Source organism: Massilia timonae (assembly GCF_001866515.1).
GTDB lineage: Bacteria > Pseudomonadota > Gammaproteobacteria > Burkholderiales > Burkholderiaceae_D > Telluria > Telluria timonae.
On the sequence record NZ_JRYB01000001.1, the window covers coordinates 1,928,273 to 1,948,747 of the forward strand.

Here is a 20,475-nt window from a genome sequence, read left to right on the forward strand (position 1 = left end):
TGGAATATGGATCAATACAAGCCACCCCATTCCGCCGTGCCGATGCGGCGCACGGTCGCCAGGCTGGCCGCCATCGCGGTCGGCGCCAGCCTGCTGGCGTCCTGCTCCAGCCTGATCGGCCCGCGCCAGGTCGAGGTCCCGCTGCACAAGCTGCAGGCCGGCCTGGACAAGCGTTTCCCCGTCAACGAGCGCCTGCTGGAACTGTTCGACATCCAGCTCACCCGTCCGCAACTGGCGATCCAGCCCGAGGACGACCGCGTCGCGCTGGCCGTCGAGGCCTCGGTCGCGCCGCCGTTCGCGCGCGCCTGGACCGGCAACATCGCGTTTTCCGGGCGCCTGTACATCGATCCGGGCCGCGCCGCCGTCATGATGGCCGAGCCGCGCGTCGATCGCCTGCAGCTCGGCAACCCCGAGGCCGAGCGTCACCTGACCCGGGTCGCCAACGGCCTGATCGACACCGTCGCGCGCGACATGCCGGTCTACACTTTCGAGCAGAAAGACTTGCGCTATGCGGGCGTGCAATTCGTTCCCACGCGGATCCAGACCACGCGCAGCGGCCTGGTCGTCACGCTCGAGCCGGCAAAATAAGCCGGCGTACACAAGCGTGCACGCCGACAGTTGGCTTTACACTACGATTTTTGGCGGTGCACCGTGGCTCATGCAGCGACAAACGTTGCACGCATGTCAAATCGCTCTGCGGAAGCCAAGCGGAGATTGCACCCGCCTGGCATTGGGCGCACACTGATACGCAACGAAAGTCGTGATGGGTTCGCCTGTCGCGGTCCGGCTTGCGCTTTCTCATGCGCACGGAGTTCCGCTGAAGTAATCTTTCTCTGACTAAAGGCTGCCGTATCAGGGGGTGGATCTTGGAAACGACACACGAGAGTCTTCCGGACAGTGGGCTGCCCGCCGAGCCGCCGGTGGCCGTCTCAATTGCCTCCACAGGCAGCATGCCGACCCGCGCCAGTCTTCCGGCCAAGGGTTCGTGCTGGTACTGCGAAAAGCCGCTCGACAGCGTGCGGCGCTTTTGCGGCAAGTCCTGCGCCGATTCCTTCGACGAAGAAGCCGAGTTCACGCGCTGATGGCGCGCTGCGCAGTCAGCGTGGTCAGCCCGGGCCGGCCTGCTCCAGCAGCGCCAGCGCGTTCTCGAAATCGAAGCGCCTGAGCGCCGCGTCGAACGCCGCCACCTTCTCGCTTCCCATGCCCGCCAGCAGGCGCGGACGCAGTTGCGCGGCCAGGTCCGGCGCGCGCCCGTCGCCGATGTCGAGCATGTCGCGCAGGCGCGCCAGGTCGTCCCGGGCGGCCGGCGAGTTTGCCTGCACCTGCGCCGCCGTTTCAGGCGCAGCCAGCAGCGCGTCGACTTGCGCCAGCACCCGCGCCAGCTCCTCGTCCAGCGCCGCGATCAGCGCCAGCGGCGCCGCGCCGCCGGCCTTCAGCGCCAGTTCGACGTCCAGCGCCAGCCGGCGCAGCCGGTTCGCTTCGATCATCCCGGCCGCGCCCTTGAGCGTGTGGGCGATGCGGTGGGCCAGCACGGCGTCGCCGGCATCCAGCGCCGCGTGCAGGCGCGCCGCGAGGTCGCGGTAGTCGCCGGCGAAGCGGCCCAGCACGCGCAGGAACAGCGCGCGGTCATCCATCACCCGCTCCAGTCCGGCCGCGAAGTCGATGGCCGGCGCGCCGGGCGCCGCCGCCGAGCCGCTCACCGCGTCGTGAACGACCAGGCGCGCGACACCGCCGCGCCATTGACCGTACCGGTGAAATTGACCTCGTAGGTCGTGGCCGCGCGCAGCGGGAGCACGGGGATGATGGAGGCCGCGGTCGGCTGCCCGAGCGGATCGACGCGCAGCACCTGCAGGTCGGCGCCGCCGCGCGGACGCACCGTGAAACTGTTGACCGCCAGCGTCGAATCGAGATTGGTGTGCACGCTGATCGGATACCCTACCTCGTTGCGGTCGGGGACCGGGTCCGGTTCCTCGGTGTCGCTCAGGAAGTTGGGCGCGACCCCGGTCTGGCCGTTGAAGGGCCAGGTGACGATCGCGCCGCGCGCGATGCCGGGGCCGTAGCCGTTGCGGCTGGCGAAATCGGCGGTGAAATAGTGGTAGCCGCGGCTGGCGCTGGCGGCGCCGGTGCCGATCTCGCGGAACATCGGCTCGAAGATCACGAAACGGTGATAGATCGCCGTGATCAGTTCTTCGGTCATGAAGAAGCCCGAGCCGTTGCTGCTGCCGGAAATCACCTCGCCATAGGCGAAACCGCGCGTCCGATCCAGCGTGTAGCCGGCCGCGTTCAGGCGATCTTCCAGCTTGGCGCCGGTGAATCCCTGGAGGCCCGGCTTCTGGTCGTGGCTCATCAGGTTGTTGATGCGCAGGTATTCGGAGTGCCCGAGCGCGGCATTGTCGATCTGCGCGTTCTGGCTGACCGTCGGCACGCCGGCCTGGGCGCGCCGGTAGTTGATCCAGTTGCGGCCATCGACGGCGATATTGCCGGTCAGGGTGGGGGCACCCGCGGCCGGCGTGGGCGCGGGCGCGGTGGGGCTTGGCGTGACCGCCAGGCCGCCACCGGATTCGCCCGTCGGACTGCCGCCGCCACCGCCGCCGCATGCACTCAGGGCCAGGGCAGCGCCCAGGATCGCGGCAATCGACTGCCAGCGTGGCGTATAGCTCATCTTGCAACTCCTGTCAATACATAAGCGTGGGGCATCATTCTAGGCCAAAAACAGGGATCGTGACCGCCGCTGCAACCATCGCGCAACACCCTTGCAGGGCACCCTGTAAAATAAGCCAACCTTTCCCTTGTCGAGTCGACCATTGAAGCTATCTAACCAGCAACGCCTCGCGCGCGCCAAGTTCGCCCTGCCCAGTTCCGTGACGCTGCTGTCGATCGCCTGCGGCTTCGCCAGCATCGTGATCTCGGTCGACAACGCGCGCGTCGGCGACCCGGACGACTTCCGCCTGGCCGCGATCCTGCTGGTGCTGGCCGGCGTGTTCGACGCGCTCGACGGTTTCGTGGCGCGCGCCACCAATACCCAGTCCAGCTTTGGCGTGCAGCTCGACTCGATCGCCGACGTGATGAACTTCGGCTGCGCGCCCGGCCTGCTGCTGTATTGCTACGGCTTCACCCAGCTGGGCGACGTGCACCCGACCCTCGAGCGCATGGGCGGCCTGGCCTGCTTCGTGTTCGTCACCTGCGGCGCGTTGCGCCTGGCGCGTTTCAATATCAGCCATGGCCGCACCGACCCGCGCTACTTCGTCGGCATGCCGATCACCGCCGGCGCGGCCTGCGTCGCCTCGGTGGTGGTGGCCTGGCCCGATCCCGTCATCGCGACGGCGCCGGCCTTCCTGGTGTGCGCGCTGATGGTCTGCGTCGGCGCGCTGATGGTGTCGACCATCCGCTTCCCCAGCTCCAAGCACCCGAAAGGCAAGGTGATGCTGGCGCTGCTGGGCGTGTGCCTGGTGCTGCTGGCGCTGCTGCAGGAGCGCTTCTTCGTGCTGTTCTTCCTGCTCTACGTGTGCGCGACGCTGCTGCTGAACATCGGCTGGAAGCTGGGCTGGCGCGGCGTGGCGCCGCCCAAGGTGTTCGAAGATTAAGTCACGCGATTAAGTCACGCGAACTTGTCGAGCATCGCCGCCAGGTGGGCGGCGCGGGCGCGGGCGTCGTCGAGGTCTTGGGCGTCCCCGGTCTGGGTCAGGATCGATGAGGTCAACAGTTGCACGAAGGAGCGGTCGAGCGCCTTGCGCGCCGCCGCCATCTGCTGCGCGACGGCGTCGCAATCCGACGGCGAGTCGGCCAGCGCGATCAGTTTCTGCACGCCGCGCAGCTGGCCCTCGATCCTGGCCAGCCGGTTCAGCAAGTCCTTCTTCTGCTGCGCGCTGAGGGCCTTGCCCTCGACGATCCGGAGCGGGCCCTCGACCATCTCAGGCCACCTCGTGTCCGCGCGCGGCGCGCAGGATGCGGAACCAGTCCTCGCGTTCGAGCTCGAAGCTGGCGCCCAGCAGCGCCTCGCGGATCGCCGCGATGCGACCGCTGCCGGTGAGCGGGATCGGACGGCAGGGCAGGCGCATGATCCACGCGAACACCACGCTGCAGAACGGCTTGCCGATGCGCTCGGCCACCTCCTGGATGACCTGGCGCAGCGCGGCGCCGCGCGCGTCGTTCGTGTCGAACAGGCGCCCGCCGCCCAGCGGCGACCAGATCATCGGCGCGATGCCCAGGTCTTGCAGGCCGTCGAAGGTCTCGTCGAACATCGGCGCGGTGTGCAGGGGAGAGAACTCGACCTGGTTGGTGGCCAGCGGTATGCGGCGGTCGAGCGACTCGAACTGGCGGCGCGTGAAATTCGACACGCCGAAGTGCAGCACCTTGCCGTCCTGCTTCAGGCGCGTGAAGGCCGCGGCGATCTCGTCGAATTCCATCAGCGGATCGGGACGGTGGATCAGCAGCAGGTCGAGGCGGTCGGTGCCCAGCTTGCGCAGCGACTCCTCGGCCGAGCGCATGATGTGGCTGGCGCTGGTGTCGTAGTGCTGGATGGTGTGGCCTGGGTGCTTGTTCGACAACAGCTTGATGCCGCACTTGCTGACCAGCTCCATGCGCTCGCGCAGCGACGGTTGCGCGCGCAGGGCTTCGCCGAACAGCTCCTCGACGCCGTAGTTGCCGTAGATGTCGGCGTGGTCGAAGGTCGTCACGCCCAGCGCCAGGCACTGTTCGATGAAGTCGACGCGCGCCGCCACCGGCATGTCCCATTCGACCATGCGCCACATGCCGGCCACGATGCGCGACAGTTCGAGGCCGCCATCGCGCGTCGGAATGCGGGGGGTGAGAAGTTCGGCGGGCGCTTGCGGCATCGGGTTCTTTCGTGATGACTGGATGGCATCATTATAGCGGCCGGAAGCCTGGCCCGCGTCAGCCGCCGCGCATGAAAAAAGCCCGTCCGGCATAAGGCGCGGACGGGCTTTCGACGATCGAAGGCGGATGCTTACCGCATCCGGCTTATTGCATCCAGAGGCGCATCGAATCCCAGGCGCGCCCGAAGATGCTCGCTTCCTGCACTTCTTCCAGCGCCACCACCGGCAGCACCAGCAGCGGCTTGCCGTCGACCGTCATCTTGAGCGTGCCGACCTGGCCGCCCAGCGCCAGCGGCGCGACCAGCGGGTCGCGGCGTTCCAGCACCGGCTTGAGCTTGCCCGCCACGCCCTTCGGCACGGTGACCAGGATATCGCGCGTGAAGCCGATCTTGACGGTCGATTGCGCGCCCTTCCAGATCGACGGGGTCTGGATCGCCTGACCCTTCGAGTACAGCTTGACGGTGTCGAAGTTCTGGAAGCCCCAGTTCAGGAGCTTCTGGCTTTCCTGGGTGCGCACGTCGGTCGAGCTGGTGCCCAGCACCACCGAGATCAGGCGGCGTTCGCCGGTGCTGCCGTTCGGACGGCGCGCCGAGGTGATCATGCTGTAGCCCGAGGAGGTGGTGTGGCCGGTCTTCATGCCGTCCACGGTCGGGTCCAGCCACAGCAGGCGGTTGCGGTTCTGCTGGGTGATCTTGTTATAGGTGAACTGCTTGATCGAGTCGATCTTGTACAGGTCGGGGAAATCGCGGATCACGTGGGCGGCCAGCTGCGCCAGGTCGGCCGCGGTCGAGTAGTTGTTCGCGTCCGGCAGGCCGTGCGGGTTGGCGAAGCGGGTGCTCTTCAGGCCCATGCGCTGCGCTTCGCGGTTCATCAGGGTGACGAAGGTGGCTTCGTCGCCCGCCACCGCTTCGGCGATGGCGACCGCGGCGTCATTGCCGGACTGGATCATCAGGCCATGCAGCAGGTCGTTGATCGACACCGGCACGCGTGGATCGATGAACATCTTCGAGCTGCTGGCGTCGACTTTCCAGGCGCGCTCGGACACATTCACCATCTGGTCCAGGGAAATGCGTTTGTCGCGGATCGCGACAAAGGCGACGTAGGCCGTCATGACCTTCGTCAGCGAAGCCGGTTCGATGCGCATATTCTGTTCTTGCGAGGCGATGACCTGGCCGCTCGTCGCGTCGAGCAGCAACCACGATTTGGCGGCGATGGCGGGCGCGGGCACGGTTTGCGCACTGGCCGAGACCATCACCAGGCTGGCGGCGAAAGCCGCTAACAGTTTTTTCATGGGGAGTATTTCGTCATTAAAAGTAGAGCGGTGGTGGAGCGCAAGGCAATGCCCCGAAGGAAGCATTGCCTCAAGAGAAGGGAATTATTATAGGGGGTTGTTGCGACTAAATGTCACGTCGCCACAGTTGAATCACGAGATTTTTAATGTGGCCGAGCTTGCGATGGAAGAAGTGGTCGGCGCCTGTAATGACGGTGACAGGCAGGTCGAGCGGTCGCGCCCAGTCGAAAACTTCCTTCAGGGTAATAGTATCGTCCAGTTCGCCGTGGATCAGGATCGTGTCCTGCGGCACTTCCGGCATCGGCCACTTGCCGGCCGCCGTGCCCACCAGCACCAGGCGCTCGGCCGGCCGGCCTTCGGCCGCCAGGCGCAGCGCGAATTGCGCCTGGACGAAGGTGCCGAACGAGAAGCCGGTCAGCGTGATCGGCAGGTCCGGATATTGTTCGCGCATGTGGGCGTACATGACGGCCATGTCGTCGACCTCGCCCCGGCCTTCGTCGTGCACGCCTTCGGATTCGCCCACGCCGCGGAAATTGAAGCGCGCCGCCGCATAGCCGAGCGTCACGAAGGTGCGCGCCAGGGTCTGGGCCACCTTGTTTTCCATGGTGCCGCCATACAGCGGATGCGGGTGCGCCACCAGGGCGACGCCGCGCGGCGCGCCTTCCGGCAGGTCGAGCAGGCATTGCATCTTGCCGGCGGGGCCGTCGAGTTGGAACTTGTGCGAATGGATGTTCATAAAGCGTCTTGTCGGATCAGATCTTGAGGCGGTCGACGACCTTGCCGCCGACCAGGTGGGTATCGATGATGTCGTCGATGTCGTCGTTGTCGACGTAGGTGTACCAGGTCCCTTCCGGATAGACCACCAGCACCGGGCCTTCCTCGCAGCGGTCGAGGCAGCCGGACTGGTTGATGCGCACCTTGCCCTGGCCGCTCAGTTCCAGTTCCTTGATGCGTTTCTTGGCATGCTTCTGCGCCTTCTCGGCGCCGCACTTGCCGCAGCTCGGGCGCGCATCCTTGCCCTCGCGGATATTCATGCAGAAAAATACATGGTGCTTGTAAAACTGCTCGTCATTCACTTGGTCGTTCATGTCGTTCTCATTGGAAAGAGTGGCATGGCGTCGCGCCAAAGCGCCATGATACGCGCTCTTATTGCCGATTGAGTTTATGCGAGGGCAGCAGCAAGAACCATAAGGCAACAAAGGGCCAGGCCAGCGACAGGAACTGGGCCGCGCCATTAAAGTTGAGGAACTTGCCCTGCACCCAGCCCTGCAGGGTCGACGAGAAATACGGGTTCACCGGGATCGTATTGACCACCACCAGCGCCAGGATCAGGGTCACGACCGCCAGCCGGCGCTGCGCCACCTGCGGCGCGAACACCAGGCCGGACAGCATGATCAGGCCGATCAAAAAGCCGCCTTCGGCGCCCGGCGTGACCCAGACCAGCGCGTTATCGGGCCGGAACAGCAGCGAGCTGGAGAAAGCCTTCACCACGAGTGCGCCCGCCAGCAGGGCCAGCATGAGCCAGAAGCGCGGGGCGCCGCGGCGCACCAGGCACATCAGGGTGAGGGCGGCGCCGGTCATGCCGCAGGCGGTGATGATGGTTTCGGACAGCCAGTACTGCTCCACGCTCATGATGTCGTCGCCGGGGCGCAGCATGGCTACCAGGTCGATCTCGGTGTCGAGCCAGGACGACATCCAGCCGGACAGGATCGGCAGCACCTGGCCGTGGCCGAACAGGTAGCTCTGCGGGTAGATCTGGGCCAGCGGCCACATCGCCACCAGCACCAGGCCCTGGCTGGCGTGCGGCGCGAACCAGCGCTGGCGCAGCTTGAACAGGCGGCTGCGGTCGAGCAGGCCCGGGGCCCACAGCGCGCCGAGGATGGCGCCCAGGAAGCAGCCGCCGGCATTGGTGACGAAGTCGAGGTTCGACGGCACGCGGCTGGGCAGGTAGGTCTGCACCGCCTCCATCGTGCCGGTGGTGAGCAGCCCGGCGAGCGTGGCCAGCAGCACCGCCCACACGCCGCGCACGCGCGGATACATCGACAGCACCAGCAGCATGCCGAACGGGATGTAGCCGACGATATTGACGCCGGCGTCGAAGCCGGTCCAGTAGCGCTGCTTGACCAGGTTCAGGAAGGCCAGCGGCGAGATGCCGCTGTCGCGCCAGCCGGTGAACGGAAACCAGCTGGCGTAGACGATCAGGAGCAGGTAGGCCAGCAGCGCGGCGCGCACGATGGGCGAGCCGCGCGAGCGGCCTGCCGCCACCTCTGCCGGGACTTCCGCTTCGGTCATTTGCCTTGCAGGTTCAGGGTGGCCAGCCAGGCGCCAATGTCGTCCGCCAGCCCGTCGGTGCTGGCCGCCAGCGCCGCCGCGCCGCCGGCCGCGTCCTGGCTCGCTGCCGGCGTGCTGCGCTCGAAGCTGCGCTGGTCGACCAGGCGGTGTTCGGTAAACACCGAGGCGCGCAGCATGATCCGGCCTTCGCTCCGGTCCGCGCTCGGGAACGCGTGCACGAAGTCGTCGATCTCGATGCGCAGGACCGGCACGCCATTGGCGGCGTCGGTGGCCGACAGCACCTTCATGTGCGCCTGTGACAGGCGGGTTTTGATGCGGGTGGTGACCAGGGCGACCGGGGTCGCGCTCCAGCGGCTGCTGGCATAGGTGCGCGCCTGCTGGGCATCGGCGTAGTTCAGGCGGTAGAACATGCGCTCGGTGTCGAGCCCGCTGGGGCCGGTGACGTCCATCACCACGATCGCGAGCGGAGCGGCGGGCGGCGTGGCCGGTGTGGACGGCCGCGGCGACGGCGCGCCGAAGTCGTAGACGGTGTTCTGCGCGCGTTCCTGGCTGGCGCAACCGGCCAGCAGCAGAGCGCAGGCGACGGCGGCGGCGACGGGAAAGCGGAAGGATTGACGGTTCACGGTGGTCCTCATTTGGTCGGGGGCACGAAGCCGGGCTCGCCGGGGCCGGGCGCGTCGCCCGGGGTGCCGAACAGGATGCTCTGCGGGCGGTCGGAGAACGAGTTGGCGGTGCGCCGCACCGCGCGCAGCGAGGCGCGCGCCTCGTCGGTCATCCGCACCACGTGCGGCAGGGTTTCCAGTTCCAGTTCGCTGGTGGCGGCGCCGAGCGCGCCGATGGTGGTGTTCAGGCGCTCGATCGGGCCGTCCGGCGCCTGAAGGCGGGTCGCCAGCTGGTCGTAGTTGCGCGTCATCGAAGTGGCGCTGGTGGCCAGGGTGTCGATCGAATCCATGCTGCGGTCGACCTTCTTCACCAGGCCGGGCAACTGGTCGAGCACCGGATCGAGGCGCTCGGGAATGGCGGCGTAGGCCTCGGCGGCGCGGTCGACGCTCTCGAAGGCGCCGACCATCCTGGCGCGGTTGTCTTCGCTCAGCAGCTCGTCGAGGCTGGCGGTCACTTTCTCTGCCTTTTCGAGGATCGCCAGGCCGCGGTCTTCGAGCTGGTCGAGCAGGCCCGGACGCAGCGGGATGCGGGCAATGCGTTCGCCATTCGTCGCCAGCCGCGGCGAACCGGTGCGCTCGTCGTCGAGCTGGATGAAGGCGATGCCGGTGACGCCCTGGTAGCCGAGGGTGGCGTAGGTGGTGCTGGTGATCGGCGAGGCGGCGTCCACCGACAGCCTGATGAGGATCTGGCCGGTGACGCGCGGGTCGAACACGATCTCGTCGACGCGGCCGACTTCGAGGCCGCGGTAGCGCACCGTGGCTTGCGGGTTCAGGCCGGGGATCGACTGGGTGGTGACGATCTCGTAGGGCACCAGCTCGGTCTTGTCGCGGTTGAACCAGAGGCCGACCAGGATGGTCGCCACCAGCAGCGCGATCGTGAAGATGCCGGTCATCAGGGCATGCGACCTGTTTTCCATAACTATCGATTCTCCGATTCATGCTGGGCGTGGCGCTCGTCGAGCACTTCCAGCGCCCGCTGGCCGCGCGGGCCCAGGAAAAAGTGTGTGATGAAGGGATGCTCGACCTGCAGCACGTCGCACGACGGTCCCACCGCCAGCACGTGCTTCTCGGCCAGCACCGCGATGCGCGAAGACAGCGCGAACAGGGTGTCCAGGTCGTGCGTGACCATCACCACCGTGAGCTTCAGTTCGCGGTGCAGGGTCTGGATCAGGGTGACGAAGGCGTCCGACAGGTCGGGATCCAGCCCGGCGGTCGGTTCGTCCAGGAACAGCAGCTGCGGCTCGAGGGCCAGCGCGCGCGCCAGGGCGGCGCGCTTGACCATCCCGCCCGACAGGTCGGCCGGCATCTTGTTGGCGTGCTCGGGGCCCAGGCCGACCATATTCATCTTGAGCAGCACGGCGTCGCGGATCACGTCCTCGGGCAGCGAGCGCAGCTCGCGCATCGGCAGGGCGATGTTGTCGAACACGCTCAGCGCCGAGTACAGCGCGCCCTGCTGGAACAGCATGCCCCAGTGGTTGCGCATGCGCTGCAGCTGTTCGGGCGAGGCCGCGCTGATGTCCTCGCCGAACACGTGCACACTGCCCTGCGACGGCCGCTCGAGGCCCAGCATCTGGCGCAGCAGCACGGTCTTGCCGGTGCCCGAGCCGCCGACGATGGTGAGGATTTCGCCGCCGTAGATCTCGAGGTTCAGGTCCTGGTGCACCACCGTGCGTCCAAAACGGGTCCACAGGTTGCGGATCTGGACCACCGGCGCGCCGACTTCCTCGTCGGGGCGCAGGTTCAGTTCCTGGCGGCGTTGTTTGCTGGTGTCCGGCATCAGAAGCCCGTCCCGCTGAAGATGATGGCGTACACCGCGTCGGCCAGGATCACCACCGTGATCGCGGTGACCACCGAGGTGGTGGTGCCGCGGCCCAGGCTCTCGGTGTTGGGCTTGATGCGCAGGCCGAAGTGGCACGAGATCAGGGCGATCAGCACGCCGAAGGTCGCGCCCTTGAGCAGGCCAATGGTGTAGTTCACGAACGGCACCGCGTCCGGCAGCTTTTGCAAAAAGTAGCGGAACGACATGCCCATCTCGATCTTGGCCGAGACCATGCCGCCCAACAGGGCCATGGCGTCGGTCCAGACCACCAGCAGCGGCATCGAGATCGCCAGGGCGGCCACCTTGGGCATGATCAGGCGGTAGCCATGCGAGATGCCCATCACCAGCATGGCGTCGAGTTCTTCGGTCACCCGCATCACGCCCAGCTGGGCGGTGATCGAGGAGCCGGAGCGGCCGGCGACCAGGATCGCGGCCAGCAGCGGACCCAGTTCGCGGATCACCGCCATGCCGAGGATGTTGACGAGATAGGCGTCGCCCCCGAACATGCGCAGCTGCTGCGACGAAAGGTAAGAGAGCACGATCCCGATCAGGAAGCCGACCATGGCCGTGATGCCCAGCGCCTGGAAGCCGGAGTGATAGATATTGGCCGAGATTTCGCGCCACGGTCCGGTCTGGGGACGGCGCAGGAAGCGGCCCAGGTCCTGGATCACGATCCCGATCAGGCCGATGAAGCTGCGCAGGTGCTCGAAGAAGTTCAGGATGCCGGCGCCGAGCACGATCACCCAGTGGAAGGGGCTGGTGCGGTGGCGCGGCAGCTTGATGTGGCTGGCTTCCTCGATGCGGTGGAACAGGTCTTCCTGGCGCGGGTCGAGCTTGAGGCGTTTGGGGCGCTCCTTGTTCCAGGTATTCCAGAACATCTGGGCGCCGATGTGGTCGAGGCTTTCGATGCCGGACAGGTCCCATTCGCACGCCCCCTTGTCCTTCAGGCCGGCCAGCTGGCGCGTGATGCCCTTGAGGACGCCGCGCTGCGACAGGCCGTGGACTTGCCAGACCCCCTCGGCAATGACGGATTGGCCGGCCCCCTGGCCGGACTGTTGAATGGTTAATGTTGGCGCATTTTCAATCCGCATTGCGCCAGTGTAAAAGAGAATCGTTAGTGTTGCCAGCCGCGATCCTCTTGCGTGTTTGCCCCGTCAGGCAGCCAGATGGCGGACCTGGCGCGCCGGAGCGACCGCTTTCGGCGCATCCGCCGGCTTCACCAGGCGAGTCGGGGCGTCGACCTTGCCGGCATAGTCGCTGGCCAGCAGCGCCGCCGCTTCGCCGGCATCCATGCCGCGCACCTGCAGCCACTGGGCCACCAGCTTGGCCAGGCGGTCCAGCGCGATGCGGTGGGTGGCGTCGGTGTTCGCATAGATCCAGTCCGAGAAGGCCATGAAGTTGTCGAACGGCGCCTCGCCCAGCAGCACCGGGATGGTGTTGGCGAAGCGGCCCGAGTTGGCCACCAGGTCCCAGTAGCGCGCGAAGCGCACCAGGCGCTGCATGGTGGCGAAATCGATCCTGTTCGTTGCCAGCACGGTGTAGGGCGGGTAGGGATCGTAGACCATGCCGAAATCCTGGGTATGGCGGATGATCGGCGTGCCGCGCAGGCGCTTGAGGATGCCGAACTGGATCTCTTCGGCGCCCAGGCTCACCAGGTGGTCGAAGCCGCGCGCGAAGCTGGCCACGTCTTCGCCCGGCAGGCCGGCGATCAGGTCCACGTGCAGGTGGGCGGTGGAGTGCCGGGTCAGCCAGCGGATGTTCTCGGCCGCTTTTTCATTGTTCTGGCGCCGGCTGACCAGGGATTGCACCTCGGGGTTGAAGCTCTGGATGCCGATCTCGAACTGCAGCGCGCCGGCCGGGAATTTGGCGATGGTCTCCTTCAGCGCCTCGGGCAGGTGGTCGGGCACCAGTTCGAAGTGGGCGTAGACCGGGTCGTTTGGCGCCGCCTCGATCTTGTCGAGGAAGAACTGCATGATGCGCAGGCTGGTCTTGACGTTCAGGTTGAAGGTGCGGTCGACGAACTTGAACAGGCGCGCGCCTCGGGAGTACAACAGCTCGAGCTCGGCCAGGAACGTGTCCAGGGGGAAGGGCCAGGCCGTCTTGTCGAGCGAGGACAGGCAGAATTCGCACTTGAACGGGCAGCCGCGCGAGGCTTCCACGTACAGGGTGCGGTGGGCGATGTCCTCCTCACTATATAAAGAGTAGGGCAGGGCGATGTCTTCCATCGGCGGCTGCACGCCCGCATGCACCTTCATGATCGGCTTCGGGCCGTCCAGGATCTCGCGGCACAGCTTGGGGAAGGTGACGTCGCCCCAGCCGGTGACGACGTAGTCGGCCAGTTTGACGATCTCTTGCTCGCCTGTCTCGTGCGAGACTTCCGGGCCGCCCAGGACGATGGTCACATCCGGCGCCACGCGCTTGAGCATGGCCACCAGGCGGGTGGTCTCTTCCACGTTCCAGATATAGACGCCGAAGCCGACGATACGCGGCCCATGCGCCAGGATGCGCTCGACCAGGTCGGTGGTCTTGGCGCCGATGACGAATTCCTGGATCGTCGTCCGCTCTTGCAGCGGGCCCATATTGGCCAGCAGGTACCGCAGGCCAAGCGAGGCGTGCGTATAGCGGGCATTGAGGGTCGTGAGCAGGATCGTCATGGCGGGGAAAGGAGGGCGGCGGCGGGAAAGGCGGTATTTTACTGTGATTGCCAGCTCTCGCCTTTATATGGAAGCGTCTTTCGGGTGTGTTTTTACAGCTTGGCGGCAATAACGCTGGCGCTTGGTGGAATTGCTTGTTAGAATGCACGCCGGAATTCAGGAAGCCTGTTGCCCAGTAGAGGAACAGTTTTCCAGCAAGTTATGCCTGATGACCATAGCAAGTCGGTACCACCCCTTCCCATCCCGAACAGGACCGTGAAACGACATTGCGACGATGATAGTGCTGCAACCAGTGTGAAAGTAGTTTATCGTCAGGCTATTCAATAGAGAGAAAGCCCACCAGATGTCTGGTGGGCTTTTTTGCTTTCTGCGGTACTTAAACGACGGTGTTGCGTAAAACTCATCTATTTTGAGAAGTTGTGCGTAAGTGATGGTGTGTAGGTATTAATTCAGGGTTAAAGTTGTTGCACCTTTTGCCCTTCGTTCCGCCATCTTCCAATATGCGGCCGTCGCCGCGGAAAGCGCCCTGATGAAACCTCCTGTCCCTGCGGTCCGGTTTCTGTTTGTCTCGATGCTCGCGCTGGCGCTTGGCGCCTGCAGCAGCGACGACGATCCCGCGCCACCACCACCGCAGCCGCCTTCCGAACCCGCCGCCCGCGTCCAGGTCGAGCTTGCACGCACGACGCATGGCGTGCCGCATGTGCGCGCCGATGATTTCCATGGCCTTGGCTATGGGCTGGCCTATGCCTATGCCCAGGACAATGTCTGCATGTTCGCCGACTCCCTGTTGACCGTGCGTGGCGAGCGCTCGCTGTTCTTTGGCGCCGATGCGCGCCCGCGCCAGCGCACGGGCGACGAGTATGGCGGCGGCAGCGGGTTCATGGACTTGAGCAATGAAGAGAGCGACTTCTTCTTCAAGGGCTATCTCGATATCGGTCAGTTGCGCGCCGGCTATGCCGCGGGGCCGCGCGAGCCGCGCGATCTGCTCGAAGGCTTTGTCGAAGGTTATAACCGCTACCTGAAGGATGCCGGCGGCAAGCTGCCGGCCGCCTGCGCCGACGCCAAATGGGTGCGGCCGATGACGCTCGACGATATGGTTCTGGTGGTGGCGGAGAAGGCGCTGCACGCCTCGGGCCAGGCCTTCGCCAGGGATTTCGTCGCGGCCGGGCGGGTGCCCGGGGCCAGCGTGAGCCTGGCTAAAAGGGCGTCGCGCAAGATCGACGCCTCGTCGCTGGTGGCGCAGCTGGACCAGCTCAACAAGCAAGGTTTCGGCAGCAATGCGCTGGCGGTGGGCAAGGACTTGTCCGCCAATGGCCGTGGGCTGTTGCTGGGTAACCCGCACTATCCCTGGACCACGACCGACCGCTTCTACCAGGCTCACCTGACCGTGCCGGGGCGCTATGACGCGATGGGCGTGATCATCGGCGGCATCCCGGCCGTCGTGATCGGCTTCAATCGCGACGTTGCGTGGAGTCACACGGTGACGTTTGCCTATCACTTCACCACCTTCCGGCTGGCGCTGGACCCCGCCGACGCCAGCGGCACCACGTATGTATATGACGGCGAGCGGCGCAGGATGACGTCGAAGACGGTCCACGTCGATGCGCTGCTGCCGGACGGATTGATTGGCCGGCGCAGCAAGACCTTTTATTTCAGCCACCAGGGCGCCGTCATCAGCCGGCCGGCAGCGGGCATGACGTGGACGGCGGAGGCCGCCTATGTGCTGGCCGACCCGAACCGCAGCAATACGCGCATGCTCGAGCAGTGGCTCGGCATCGGTACCGCCGGCAGCGTGCGCGCGCTCAAGGATTCGCTGGACAGGGTGGTGGGCTTGCCGTGGGTGAATACGGTCGCGGCCGACCGTGAAGGCAATACGCTGTACGCGGACGCCAGTGTCGTGCCGCACATGAACGCCGACAAGTTCGTCAACGGCTGCCTATTGCTGCAGGCGGCGCTGCTGTTCGATGGTTCGCGCAGCAGTTGCGGCTGGGGGCAGGACCCGGGTGCACCGCCCGGCATTTATTCTCCGGCCACTGCGCCGTGGATGATGCGCACCGACTATGTCGGCAATTCGAACGACAGTTATTGGCTGGCCAATCCCAAGGCTTTGCTGACCGGACCTGCGCCGCTGGGCTACTCGCCGTTGTATGGGCGGACCAATGTCGAGCAGAGCCTGCGTACGCGGATCGGTTTCCGCCAGGTCGAGGATGTGCTGGCCCAGCGCAGCAAACTGGGCCTGGGCGACATGCAGGCGCTGGCGTTCTCGAACCGCGTGTATGCGGCCGAGCTCGTGTTGCCGGAACTGTTGCCGGCCTGTGCGGCGGCGAGCGATGCATTGGTAAGGCGGGCTTGCGCGGCGCTGCAGGGCTGGGATCGCCGCGCCGATCTCGATAGCCGTGGGGCGGTGCTGTTTCGCGAATTCTGGAGCAGGGCGACGGCGATTCCGAACAAATGGGCGGCGCCCTTCGATCCGGCCGATCCGGTGAATACGCCGTTCGGGGTGGCCTCCACAGCCATGCCGGCGATGCTGGCGGCGCTCAAAGGGGCGGCGGACAAGCTGCAGTCGCTCGGCGTGCCGTTCGATGGCCGGCTGGGCGACTACCAGGTCGAGCCGCGTAACGGCGTGCGCATTCCTCTGCATGGCGGCAACGGCAATCAGGAAGGAACCTATGGCTCGCTGACCATGCGCAGCGGATTGACGGCGCAGGGCTATGTCGGTGCACACTGGGGACAGAGCTATATCCAGACCGTGATGTTCGACGAGCAGGGGCCGGTGGCCCAGGCCATGCTGACCTATGGCCAGTCGACCGATCCCAGGTCGCCCTGGTATGCCGACCAGACCATGGTGTATTCGCGCAAGGAGTGGCCCAGCCTTCCCTTTACGCCAGAGAAGATCCGGGCCGATCCGCATTACACGACGGTCACGCTGCGGGAGTAGCGATCGCGTCCAGCTGCGCCAGGGCGTCTTTCGGTAGCACGAGCTGGGCTGCGGCCAGGTTTTCGCGCAAATGGACGGGCGACGAGGTGCCCGGGATCAGCAGGATATTCGGCGAGCGCTGCAGCAGCCAGGCGATCGCCACCTGCATGGGTGTCGCGCCGAGTTGCGCGGCAACGGCGGACAGGGCGTCCGACTGCAGGGGCGAGAAGCCGCCGAGCGGGAAAAACGGCACATACGGAATCCCCTGGCGCGCCAACGCATCGATCATGGCGTCGTCATTGCGGTGGACCAGGTTATACATATTCTGGACGCACGCGATCGGCATGATGCGCTGCGCCTCCTCGAGCTGGCGCGGCGTCACATTGCTCAGGCCGATGTGCCGGATCAGGCCGCGCTGGCGCAGCTCGGCGAGGGTGGCGAGTTGAGGTTCGAGCGAGCCCTCGGCCGGTTTGTAGGGGTCGAACATGGCGCGCAGATTGACGACCTCCAGGGTATCCAGCCCCAGGTTGCGTAGATTGTCGTGCACGGCCTGCTCCAGTTCGGGCGCCGAGAAGGCGGGCAGCCAGCTGCCATCCGCGCCGCGCCGCGCGCTGACCTTGGTAACGATGACCAGCTCGTCGCGGTAAGGGTGGAGCGCTTCACGAATCAACTGGTTAGTGACGTGGGGGCCGTAGAAATCCGAGGTGTCGATGTGGTTGACGCCGAGTTCCAGCGCTTCACGCAGCACCGCACGCGCGACGACCGCATCCTTGGGCGGGCCGAAGGCATTCGGGCCGGCCAGTTGCATGGCGCCATAGCCGAGGCGCCGTACCGTGCGGTTGCCGAGTGTATAGGCGCCGGCTTGATCGATCGTGGTGGACATGGTGTCGCTCCTTAGTGAGTTGGTGCGATCAAGATAAGTCGCGCCGATCTGTGTGACAATCCGCTTAAATTCACACAAGCTGTGCGAAAAAACGAACAATGAAGATTGAACTGGGAGATTTGTCGGCTTTCGTCGCCGTCGCACGCGCCGGCGGCTTTCGGGAGGCGGCACGCGCGACCGATGGCAGCGCGTCCGGCTTGAGCGAGGCGGTCCGGCGCCTCGAAGCGCGCCTGGGCGTACGCTTGCTGAACCGGACGACGCGCAGCGTCGTGCCCACCGAGGCGGGCAGCAGCCTGCTGGCGCGCCTGGATCCGGTATGGAGCGAGATCGACAGCGCCCTGGACGTGGTCAATGGCTTTCGCGACACGCCGACCGGCACCTTGCGCCTGAATGTCTCGATGAGTGCGGCGCGCCTGGTGCTGCCGTCTATCGTGCCCGCGTTTCTCGCGAGATATCCGGAGATCCGCCTGGAGGTGGTGGCCGAGGAGAGCTTCGTCGACGTGCTCGCGGCTGGCTGCGACGCCGGCATTCGCTATGAGGAACGGCTGGAACAGGACATGATCGCCGTGCCGATCGGCCCGCGCACGCAGCGCATGGCGGCGGCGGCCTCTCCCGCCTGGCTGGCCCGGCATGGGATGCCCGGGCATCCACGCGAACTCCCGCCGGGCGCATGCATCAGGGCGCGCTTCGCCAGCGGTGCGATGATCCACTGGACGTTCGAGCGGGGCGGGGAGGCGGTGACCCTCGAGCCGAACGGGCAGTTGCTGGTGCAGGTGGGCGGGGCGCTGGACCTGGCGATCGATTCGGCGGTGCAGGGCCTGGGTGTGATCTACCTGTTCGAGGATTGGCTGAAGCCGTATGTCGAGCGTGGGGAGCTGCAACCTGTGCTGGAGCCGTGGTGGCCGCAGTTTTCCGGTCCCTATCTGTACTACTCGGGCCGCCGGCTGGTGCCGGCGCCGCTGCGGGCCTTCGTCGACTTCATCCGCAACGAAGCGGTTTCGTCACAAAACTGAAAAATTAGGTGTTGACGAAGCTCAGCAGGACGAGCATAATCTCACTCCTCTGCTGCTGACGAACAAAACGATTCGAAGCAAACAGCAGATGATGCAGTACCGAATAAAGTTCTTTAAAAATTAACAGTCGATAAGTGTGGGCGTTTGATGAAGGTGCCGGCTGACTTGTTCAGCTGCATACTTAAAATATCAAATGTTCGCACAAAGTATTAAACGTTACTTCAGCAATGAAGTGACGGTCAGTATTTTGAGTGAGCGACCTCGCTAGCAATAGCGAGTGACTCGAAAGAGTCAACAAACAGAGATTGAACTGAAGAGTTTGATCCTGGCTCAGATTGAACGCTGGCGGCATGCTTTACACATGCAAGTCGAACGGTAACAGGGAGCTTGCTCCGCTGACGAGTGGCGAACGGGTGAGTAATATATCGGAACGTACCCAAGAGTGGGGGATAACGTAGCGAAAGTTACGCTAATACCGCATACGATCTAAGGATGAAAGCAGGGGACCTTCGGGCCTTGTGCTCCTGGAGCGGCCGATATCTGATTAGCTAGTTGGTGAGGTAAAGGCTCACCAAGGCGACGATCAGTAGCTGGTCTGAGAGGACGACCAGCCACACTGGAACTGAGACACGGTCCAGACTCCTACGGGAGGCAGCAGTGGGGAATTTTGGACAATGGGCGCAAGCCTGATCCAGCAATGCCGCGTGAGTGAAGAAGGCCTTCGGGTTGTAAAGCTCTTTTGTCAGGGAAGAAACGGCTGTGGCTAATATCCACGGCTAATGACGGTACCTGAAGAATAAGCACCGGCTAACTACGTGCCAGCAGCCGCGGTAATACGTAGGGTGCAAGCGTTAATCGGAATTACTGGGCGTAAAGCGTGCGCAGGCGGTTTTGTAAGTCTGTCGTGAAATCCCCGGGCTCAACCTGGGAATTGCGATGGAGACTGCAAGGCTAGAATCTGGCAGAGGGGGGTAGAATTCCACGTGTAGCAGTGAAATGCGTAGAGATGTGGAGGAACACCGATGGCGAAGGCAGCCCCCTGGGTCAAGATTGACGCTCATGCACGAAAGCGTGGGGAGCAAACAGGATTAGATACCCTGGTAGTCCACGCCCTAAACGATGTCTACTAGTTGTCGGGTTTTAATTAACTTGGTAACGCAGCTAACGCGTGAAGTAGACCGCCTGGGGAGTACGGTCGCAAGATTAAAACTCAAAGGAATTGACGGGGACCCGCACAAGCGGTGGATGATGTGGATTAATTCGATGCAACGCGAAAAACCTTACCTACCCTTGACATGTCAGGAATGCCGAAGAGATTTGGCAGTGCCCGAAAGGGAGCCTGAACACAGGTGCTGCATGGCTGTCGTCAGCTCGTGTCGTGAGATGTTGGGTTAAGTCCCGCAACGAGCGCAACCCTTGTCATTAGTTGCTACGCAAGAGCACTCTAATGAGACTGCCGGTGACAAACCGGAGGAAGGTGGGGATGACGTCAAGTCCTCATGGCCCTTATGGGTAGGGCTTCACACGTCATACAATGGTACATACAGAGGGCCGCCAACCCGCGAGGGGGAGCTAATCCCAGAAAGTGTATCGTAGTCCGGATCGTAGTCTGCAACTCGACTACGTGAAGTTGGAATCGCTAGTAATCGCGGATCAGCATGCCGCGGTGAATACGTTCCCGGGTCTTGTACACACCGCCCGTCACACCATGGGAGCGGGTTTTACCAGAAGTAGGTAGCTTAACCGCAAGGAGGGCGCTTACCACGGTAGGATTCGTGACTGGGGTGAAGTCGTAACAAGGTAGCCGTATCGGAAGGTGCGGCTGGATCACCTCCTTTCTAGAGTAGCACCGGGGTTTAACGACCCATCATCAAGCGTCCACGCTTATCGACTGTTGAACGAGTAAAGAACAGTTTTATCGGGGCTGTAGCTCAGCTGGTTAGAGCACCGTGTTGATAACGCGGGGGTCGTTGGTTCGAGTCCAACCAGCCCTACCACGTTTTCGGCATGACCCTAATGGGGGATTAGCTCAGCTGGGAGAGCACCTGCTTTGCAAGCAGGGGGTCGTCGGTTCGATCCCGTCATCCTCCACCAAAAAGTTCAAACGTA

The 20,475-nt window shown here is 64.6% G+C and carries 19 protein-coding genes, 2 tRNA genes and 2 rRNA genes; 9 read left to right on the plus strand and 14 right to left on the minus strand.

The annotated features are described in order from the left end of the window. Positions 1-6 precede the first annotated feature (6 nt). Together LO55_RS08320 and LO55_RS27170 are read left to right on the plus strand one after the other, a co-directional pair. Positions 7-588: a DUF1439 domain-containing protein gene (locus tag LO55_RS08320; protein ID WP_071361117.1), complete on the plus strand. Its 582-nt coding sequence runs from the start codon at positions 7-9 to the stop codon at positions 586-588. A gap of 362 nt (positions 589-950) precedes the next feature. Further along, complete coding sequence (locus LO55_RS27170) at positions 951-1,082, plus strand: hypothetical protein (protein WP_267873230.1); 132 nt, start codon at positions 951-953, stop codon at positions 1,080-1,082. Between the two features lie 24 nt (positions 1,083-1,106). Here LO55_RS27170 and LO55_RS08330 read toward each other — a convergent pair whose 3' ends face one another. Then, on the minus strand, positions 1,107-1,700 hold the full coding sequence (locus tag LO55_RS08330; RefSeq protein WP_229410102.1) for an Hpt domain-containing protein: 594 nt from the start codon (positions 1,698-1,700) through the stop codon (positions 1,107-1,109). Beyond that, positions 1,697-2,662: a CAP domain-containing protein gene (locus LO55_RS08335; protein WP_071361118.1), complete on the minus strand. Its 966-nt coding sequence runs from the start codon at positions 2,660-2,662 to the stop codon at positions 1,697-1,699. Before LO55_RS08335 ends, LO55_RS08330 begins: the two co-directional genes overlap by 4 nt. Positions 2,663-2,804: 142 nt before the next feature. Here LO55_RS08335 and pssA point away from each other — a divergent pair, with 142 nt between their 5' ends. Next, entirely contained in the window at positions 2,805-3,584 is a 780-nt protein-coding gene (gene pssA, locus LO55_RS08340) for a CDP-diacylglycerol--serine O-phosphatidyltransferase (RefSeq protein ID WP_005664587.1), read from the plus strand. Positions 3,585-3,598: 14 nt separating this feature from the next. Here pssA and LO55_RS08345 read toward each other — a convergent pair whose 3' ends face one another. From LO55_RS08345 to LO55_RS08395, 11 genes are all read right to left on the minus strand, one after another. Then, positions 3,599-3,910, minus strand: a complete 312-nt coding sequence (locus LO55_RS08345) for a metal-sensitive transcriptional regulator (RefSeq protein WP_071361119.1) — start codon at positions 3,908-3,910, stop codon at positions 3,599-3,601. 1 nt (position 3,911) lies between these two features. Next, on the minus strand, positions 3,912-4,835 hold the full coding sequence (locus LO55_RS08350) for an aldo/keto reductase (RefSeq protein ID WP_071361120.1): 924 nt from the start codon (positions 4,833-4,835) through the stop codon (positions 3,912-3,914). Positions 4,836-4,980: 145 nt separating this feature from the next. Further along, positions 4,981-6,126, minus strand: a complete 1,146-nt coding sequence (locus LO55_RS08355) for a D-alanyl-D-alanine carboxypeptidase family protein (RefSeq protein WP_071361121.1) — start codon at positions 6,124-6,126, stop codon at positions 4,981-4,983. A gap of 106 nt (positions 6,127-6,232) precedes the next feature. Next, the gene (locus tag LO55_RS08360; RefSeq protein ID WP_005664594.1) at positions 6,233-6,862 is read right to left on the minus strand and encodes an alpha/beta hydrolase; all 630 of its coding nucleotides are present in this window, start codon (positions 6,860-6,862) and stop codon (positions 6,233-6,235) included. A 16-nt stretch (positions 6,863-6,878) separates the two neighbouring features. Next, positions 6,879-7,214, minus strand: coding sequence for a (2Fe-2S) ferredoxin domain-containing protein (locus tag LO55_RS08365; RefSeq protein ID WP_221435087.1), 336 nt, complete (start codon positions 7,212-7,214; stop codon positions 6,879-6,881). A gap of 58 nt (positions 7,215-7,272) precedes the next feature. Beyond that, the gene (locus tag LO55_RS08370) at positions 7,273-8,418 is read right to left on the minus strand and encodes a VanZ family protein (protein ID WP_071361122.1); all 1,146 of its coding nucleotides are present in this window, start codon (positions 8,416-8,418) and stop codon (positions 7,273-7,275) included. After that, positions 8,415-9,041 (minus strand): ABC-type transport auxiliary lipoprotein family protein, encoded by a 627-nt coding sequence (locus LO55_RS08375; RefSeq protein WP_307188246.1) that lies wholly within the window; start codon positions 9,039-9,041, stop codon positions 8,415-8,417. The genes LO55_RS08370 and LO55_RS08375 overlap by 4 nt, the downstream gene beginning before the upstream one ends. A gap of 8 nt (positions 9,042-9,049) precedes the next feature. Next, the gene (locus LO55_RS08380; protein ID WP_071361124.1) at positions 9,050-9,997 is read right to left on the minus strand and encodes an MlaD family protein; all 948 of its coding nucleotides are present in this window, start codon (positions 9,995-9,997) and stop codon (positions 9,050-9,052) included. Between the two features lie 2 nt (positions 9,998-9,999). Then, positions 10,000-10,857 (minus strand): ABC transporter ATP-binding protein, encoded by an 858-nt coding sequence (locus tag LO55_RS08385; protein ID WP_071361125.1) that lies wholly within the window; start codon positions 10,855-10,857, stop codon positions 10,000-10,002. Next, entirely contained in the window at positions 10,857-11,990 is a 1,134-nt protein-coding gene (locus LO55_RS08390; RefSeq protein WP_071361126.1) for an MlaE family ABC transporter permease, read from the minus strand. Before LO55_RS08390 ends, LO55_RS08385 begins: the two co-directional genes overlap by 1 nt. Positions 11,991-12,053: 63 nt before the next feature. Further along, positions 12,054-13,553: a B12-binding domain-containing radical SAM protein gene (locus LO55_RS08395; RefSeq protein ID WP_071361127.1), complete on the minus strand. Its 1,500-nt coding sequence runs from the start codon at positions 13,551-13,553 to the stop codon at positions 12,054-12,056. Positions 13,554-13,757: 204 nt separating this feature from the next. Between LO55_RS08395 and rrf the strand changes: the two genes are divergently transcribed. Both rrf and LO55_RS08405 read left to right on the plus strand, forming a co-directional pair. Next, positions 13,758-13,870 (plus strand): 5S ribosomal RNA (gene rrf, locus LO55_RS08400). A 212-nt stretch (positions 13,871-14,082) separates the two neighbouring features. After that, positions 14,083-16,491, plus strand: coding sequence for a penicillin acylase family protein (locus tag LO55_RS08405; RefSeq protein ID WP_229410108.1), 2,409 nt, complete (start codon positions 14,083-14,085; stop codon positions 16,489-16,491). On the opposite strand, the gene LO55_RS08410 is transcribed toward LO55_RS08405, so the two are convergent. Beyond that, positions 16,475-17,353: an aldo/keto reductase family oxidoreductase gene (locus LO55_RS08410; protein ID WP_071361129.1), complete on the minus strand. Its 879-nt coding sequence runs from the start codon at positions 17,351-17,353 to the stop codon at positions 16,475-16,477. The genes LO55_RS08405 and LO55_RS08410 overlap by 17 nt on opposite strands. A 98-nt stretch (positions 17,354-17,451) precedes the next feature. On the opposite strand from LO55_RS08410, the gene LO55_RS08415 reads away from it, so the two are divergent. The 4 genes from LO55_RS08415 to LO55_RS08430 all read left to right on the plus strand — a co-directional run bounded on the left by LO55_RS08415 (position 17,452) and on the right by LO55_RS08430 (position 20,460). Then, positions 17,452-18,366, plus strand: coding sequence for a LysR family transcriptional regulator (locus LO55_RS08415; RefSeq protein ID WP_005664613.1), 915 nt, complete (start codon positions 17,452-17,454; stop codon positions 18,364-18,366). A gap of 307 nt (positions 18,367-18,673) precedes the next feature. Continuing rightward, positions 18,674-20,204 (plus strand): 16S ribosomal RNA (locus LO55_RS08420). 82 nt (positions 20,205-20,286) lie between these two features. Next, positions 20,287-20,363: transfer RNA gene (locus tag LO55_RS08425), tRNA-Ile, on the plus strand. Positions 20,364-20,384: 21 nt separating this feature from the next. Then, a tRNA-Ala gene (locus tag LO55_RS08430) sits at positions 20,385-20,460 on the plus strand. Positions 20,461-20,475: the final 15 nt, after the last annotated feature.

Coding starts and splice junctions, on each gene's coding strand:
- LO55_RS08355 (WP_071361121.1), bottom strand. CDS start 6,126: ATGAAAAAACTGTTAGCGGCTTTCGCCGCCAGCCTGGTGATGGTCTCG.
- LO55_RS08405 (WP_229410108.1), top strand. CDS start 14,083: ATGAAACCTCCTGTCCCTGCGGTCCGGTTTCTGTTTGTCTCGATGCTC.
- LO55_RS08390 (WP_071361126.1), bottom strand. CDS start 11,990: ATGCGGATTGAAAATGCGCCAACATTAACCATTCAACAGTCCGGCCAG.
- LO55_RS08360 (WP_005664594.1), bottom strand. CDS start 6,862: ATGAACATCCATTCGCACAAGTTCCAACTCGACGGCCCCGCCGGCAAG.
- LO55_RS08320 (WP_071361117.1), top strand. CDS start 7: ATGGATCAATACAAGCCACCCCATTCCGCCGTGCCGATGCGGCGCACG.
- LO55_RS08380 (WP_071361124.1), bottom strand. CDS start 9,997: ATGGAAAACAGGTCGCATGCCCTGATGACCGGCATCTTCACGATCGCG.
- LO55_RS08410 (WP_071361129.1), bottom strand. CDS start 17,353: ATGTCCACCACGATCGATCAAGCCGGCGCCTATACACTCGGCAACCGC.
- LO55_RS08350 (WP_071361120.1), bottom strand. CDS start 4,835: ATGCCGCAAGCGCCCGCCGAACTTCTCACCCCCCGCATTCCGACGCGC.
- LO55_RS08345 (WP_071361119.1), bottom strand. CDS start 3,910: ATGGTCGAGGGCCCGCTCCGGATCGTCGAGGGCAAGGCCCTCAGCGCG.
- LO55_RS08395 (WP_071361127.1), bottom strand. CDS start 13,553: ATGACGATCCTGCTCACGACCCTCAATGCCCGCTATACGCACGCCTCG.
- LO55_RS08385 (WP_071361125.1), bottom strand. CDS start 10,857: ATGCCGGACACCAGCAAACAACGCCGCCAGGAACTGAACCTGCGCCCC.
- LO55_RS27170 (WP_267873230.1), top strand. CDS start 951: ATGCCGACCCGCGCCAGTCTTCCGGCCAAGGGTTCGTGCTGGTACTGC.
- LO55_RS08370 (WP_071361122.1), bottom strand. CDS start 8,418: ATGACCGAAGCGGAAGTCCCGGCAGAGGTGGCGGCAGGCCGCTCGCGC.
- LO55_RS08415 (WP_005664613.1), top strand. CDS start 17,452: ATGAAGATTGAACTGGGAGATTTGTCGGCTTTCGTCGCCGTCGCACGC.
- LO55_RS08335 (WP_071361118.1), bottom strand. CDS start 2,662: ATGAGCTATACGCCACGCTGGCAGTCGATTGCCGCGATCCTGGGCGCT.
- LO55_RS08365 (WP_221435087.1), bottom strand. CDS start 7,214: ATGAACGACCAAGTGAATGACGAGCAGTTTTACAAGCACCATGTATTT.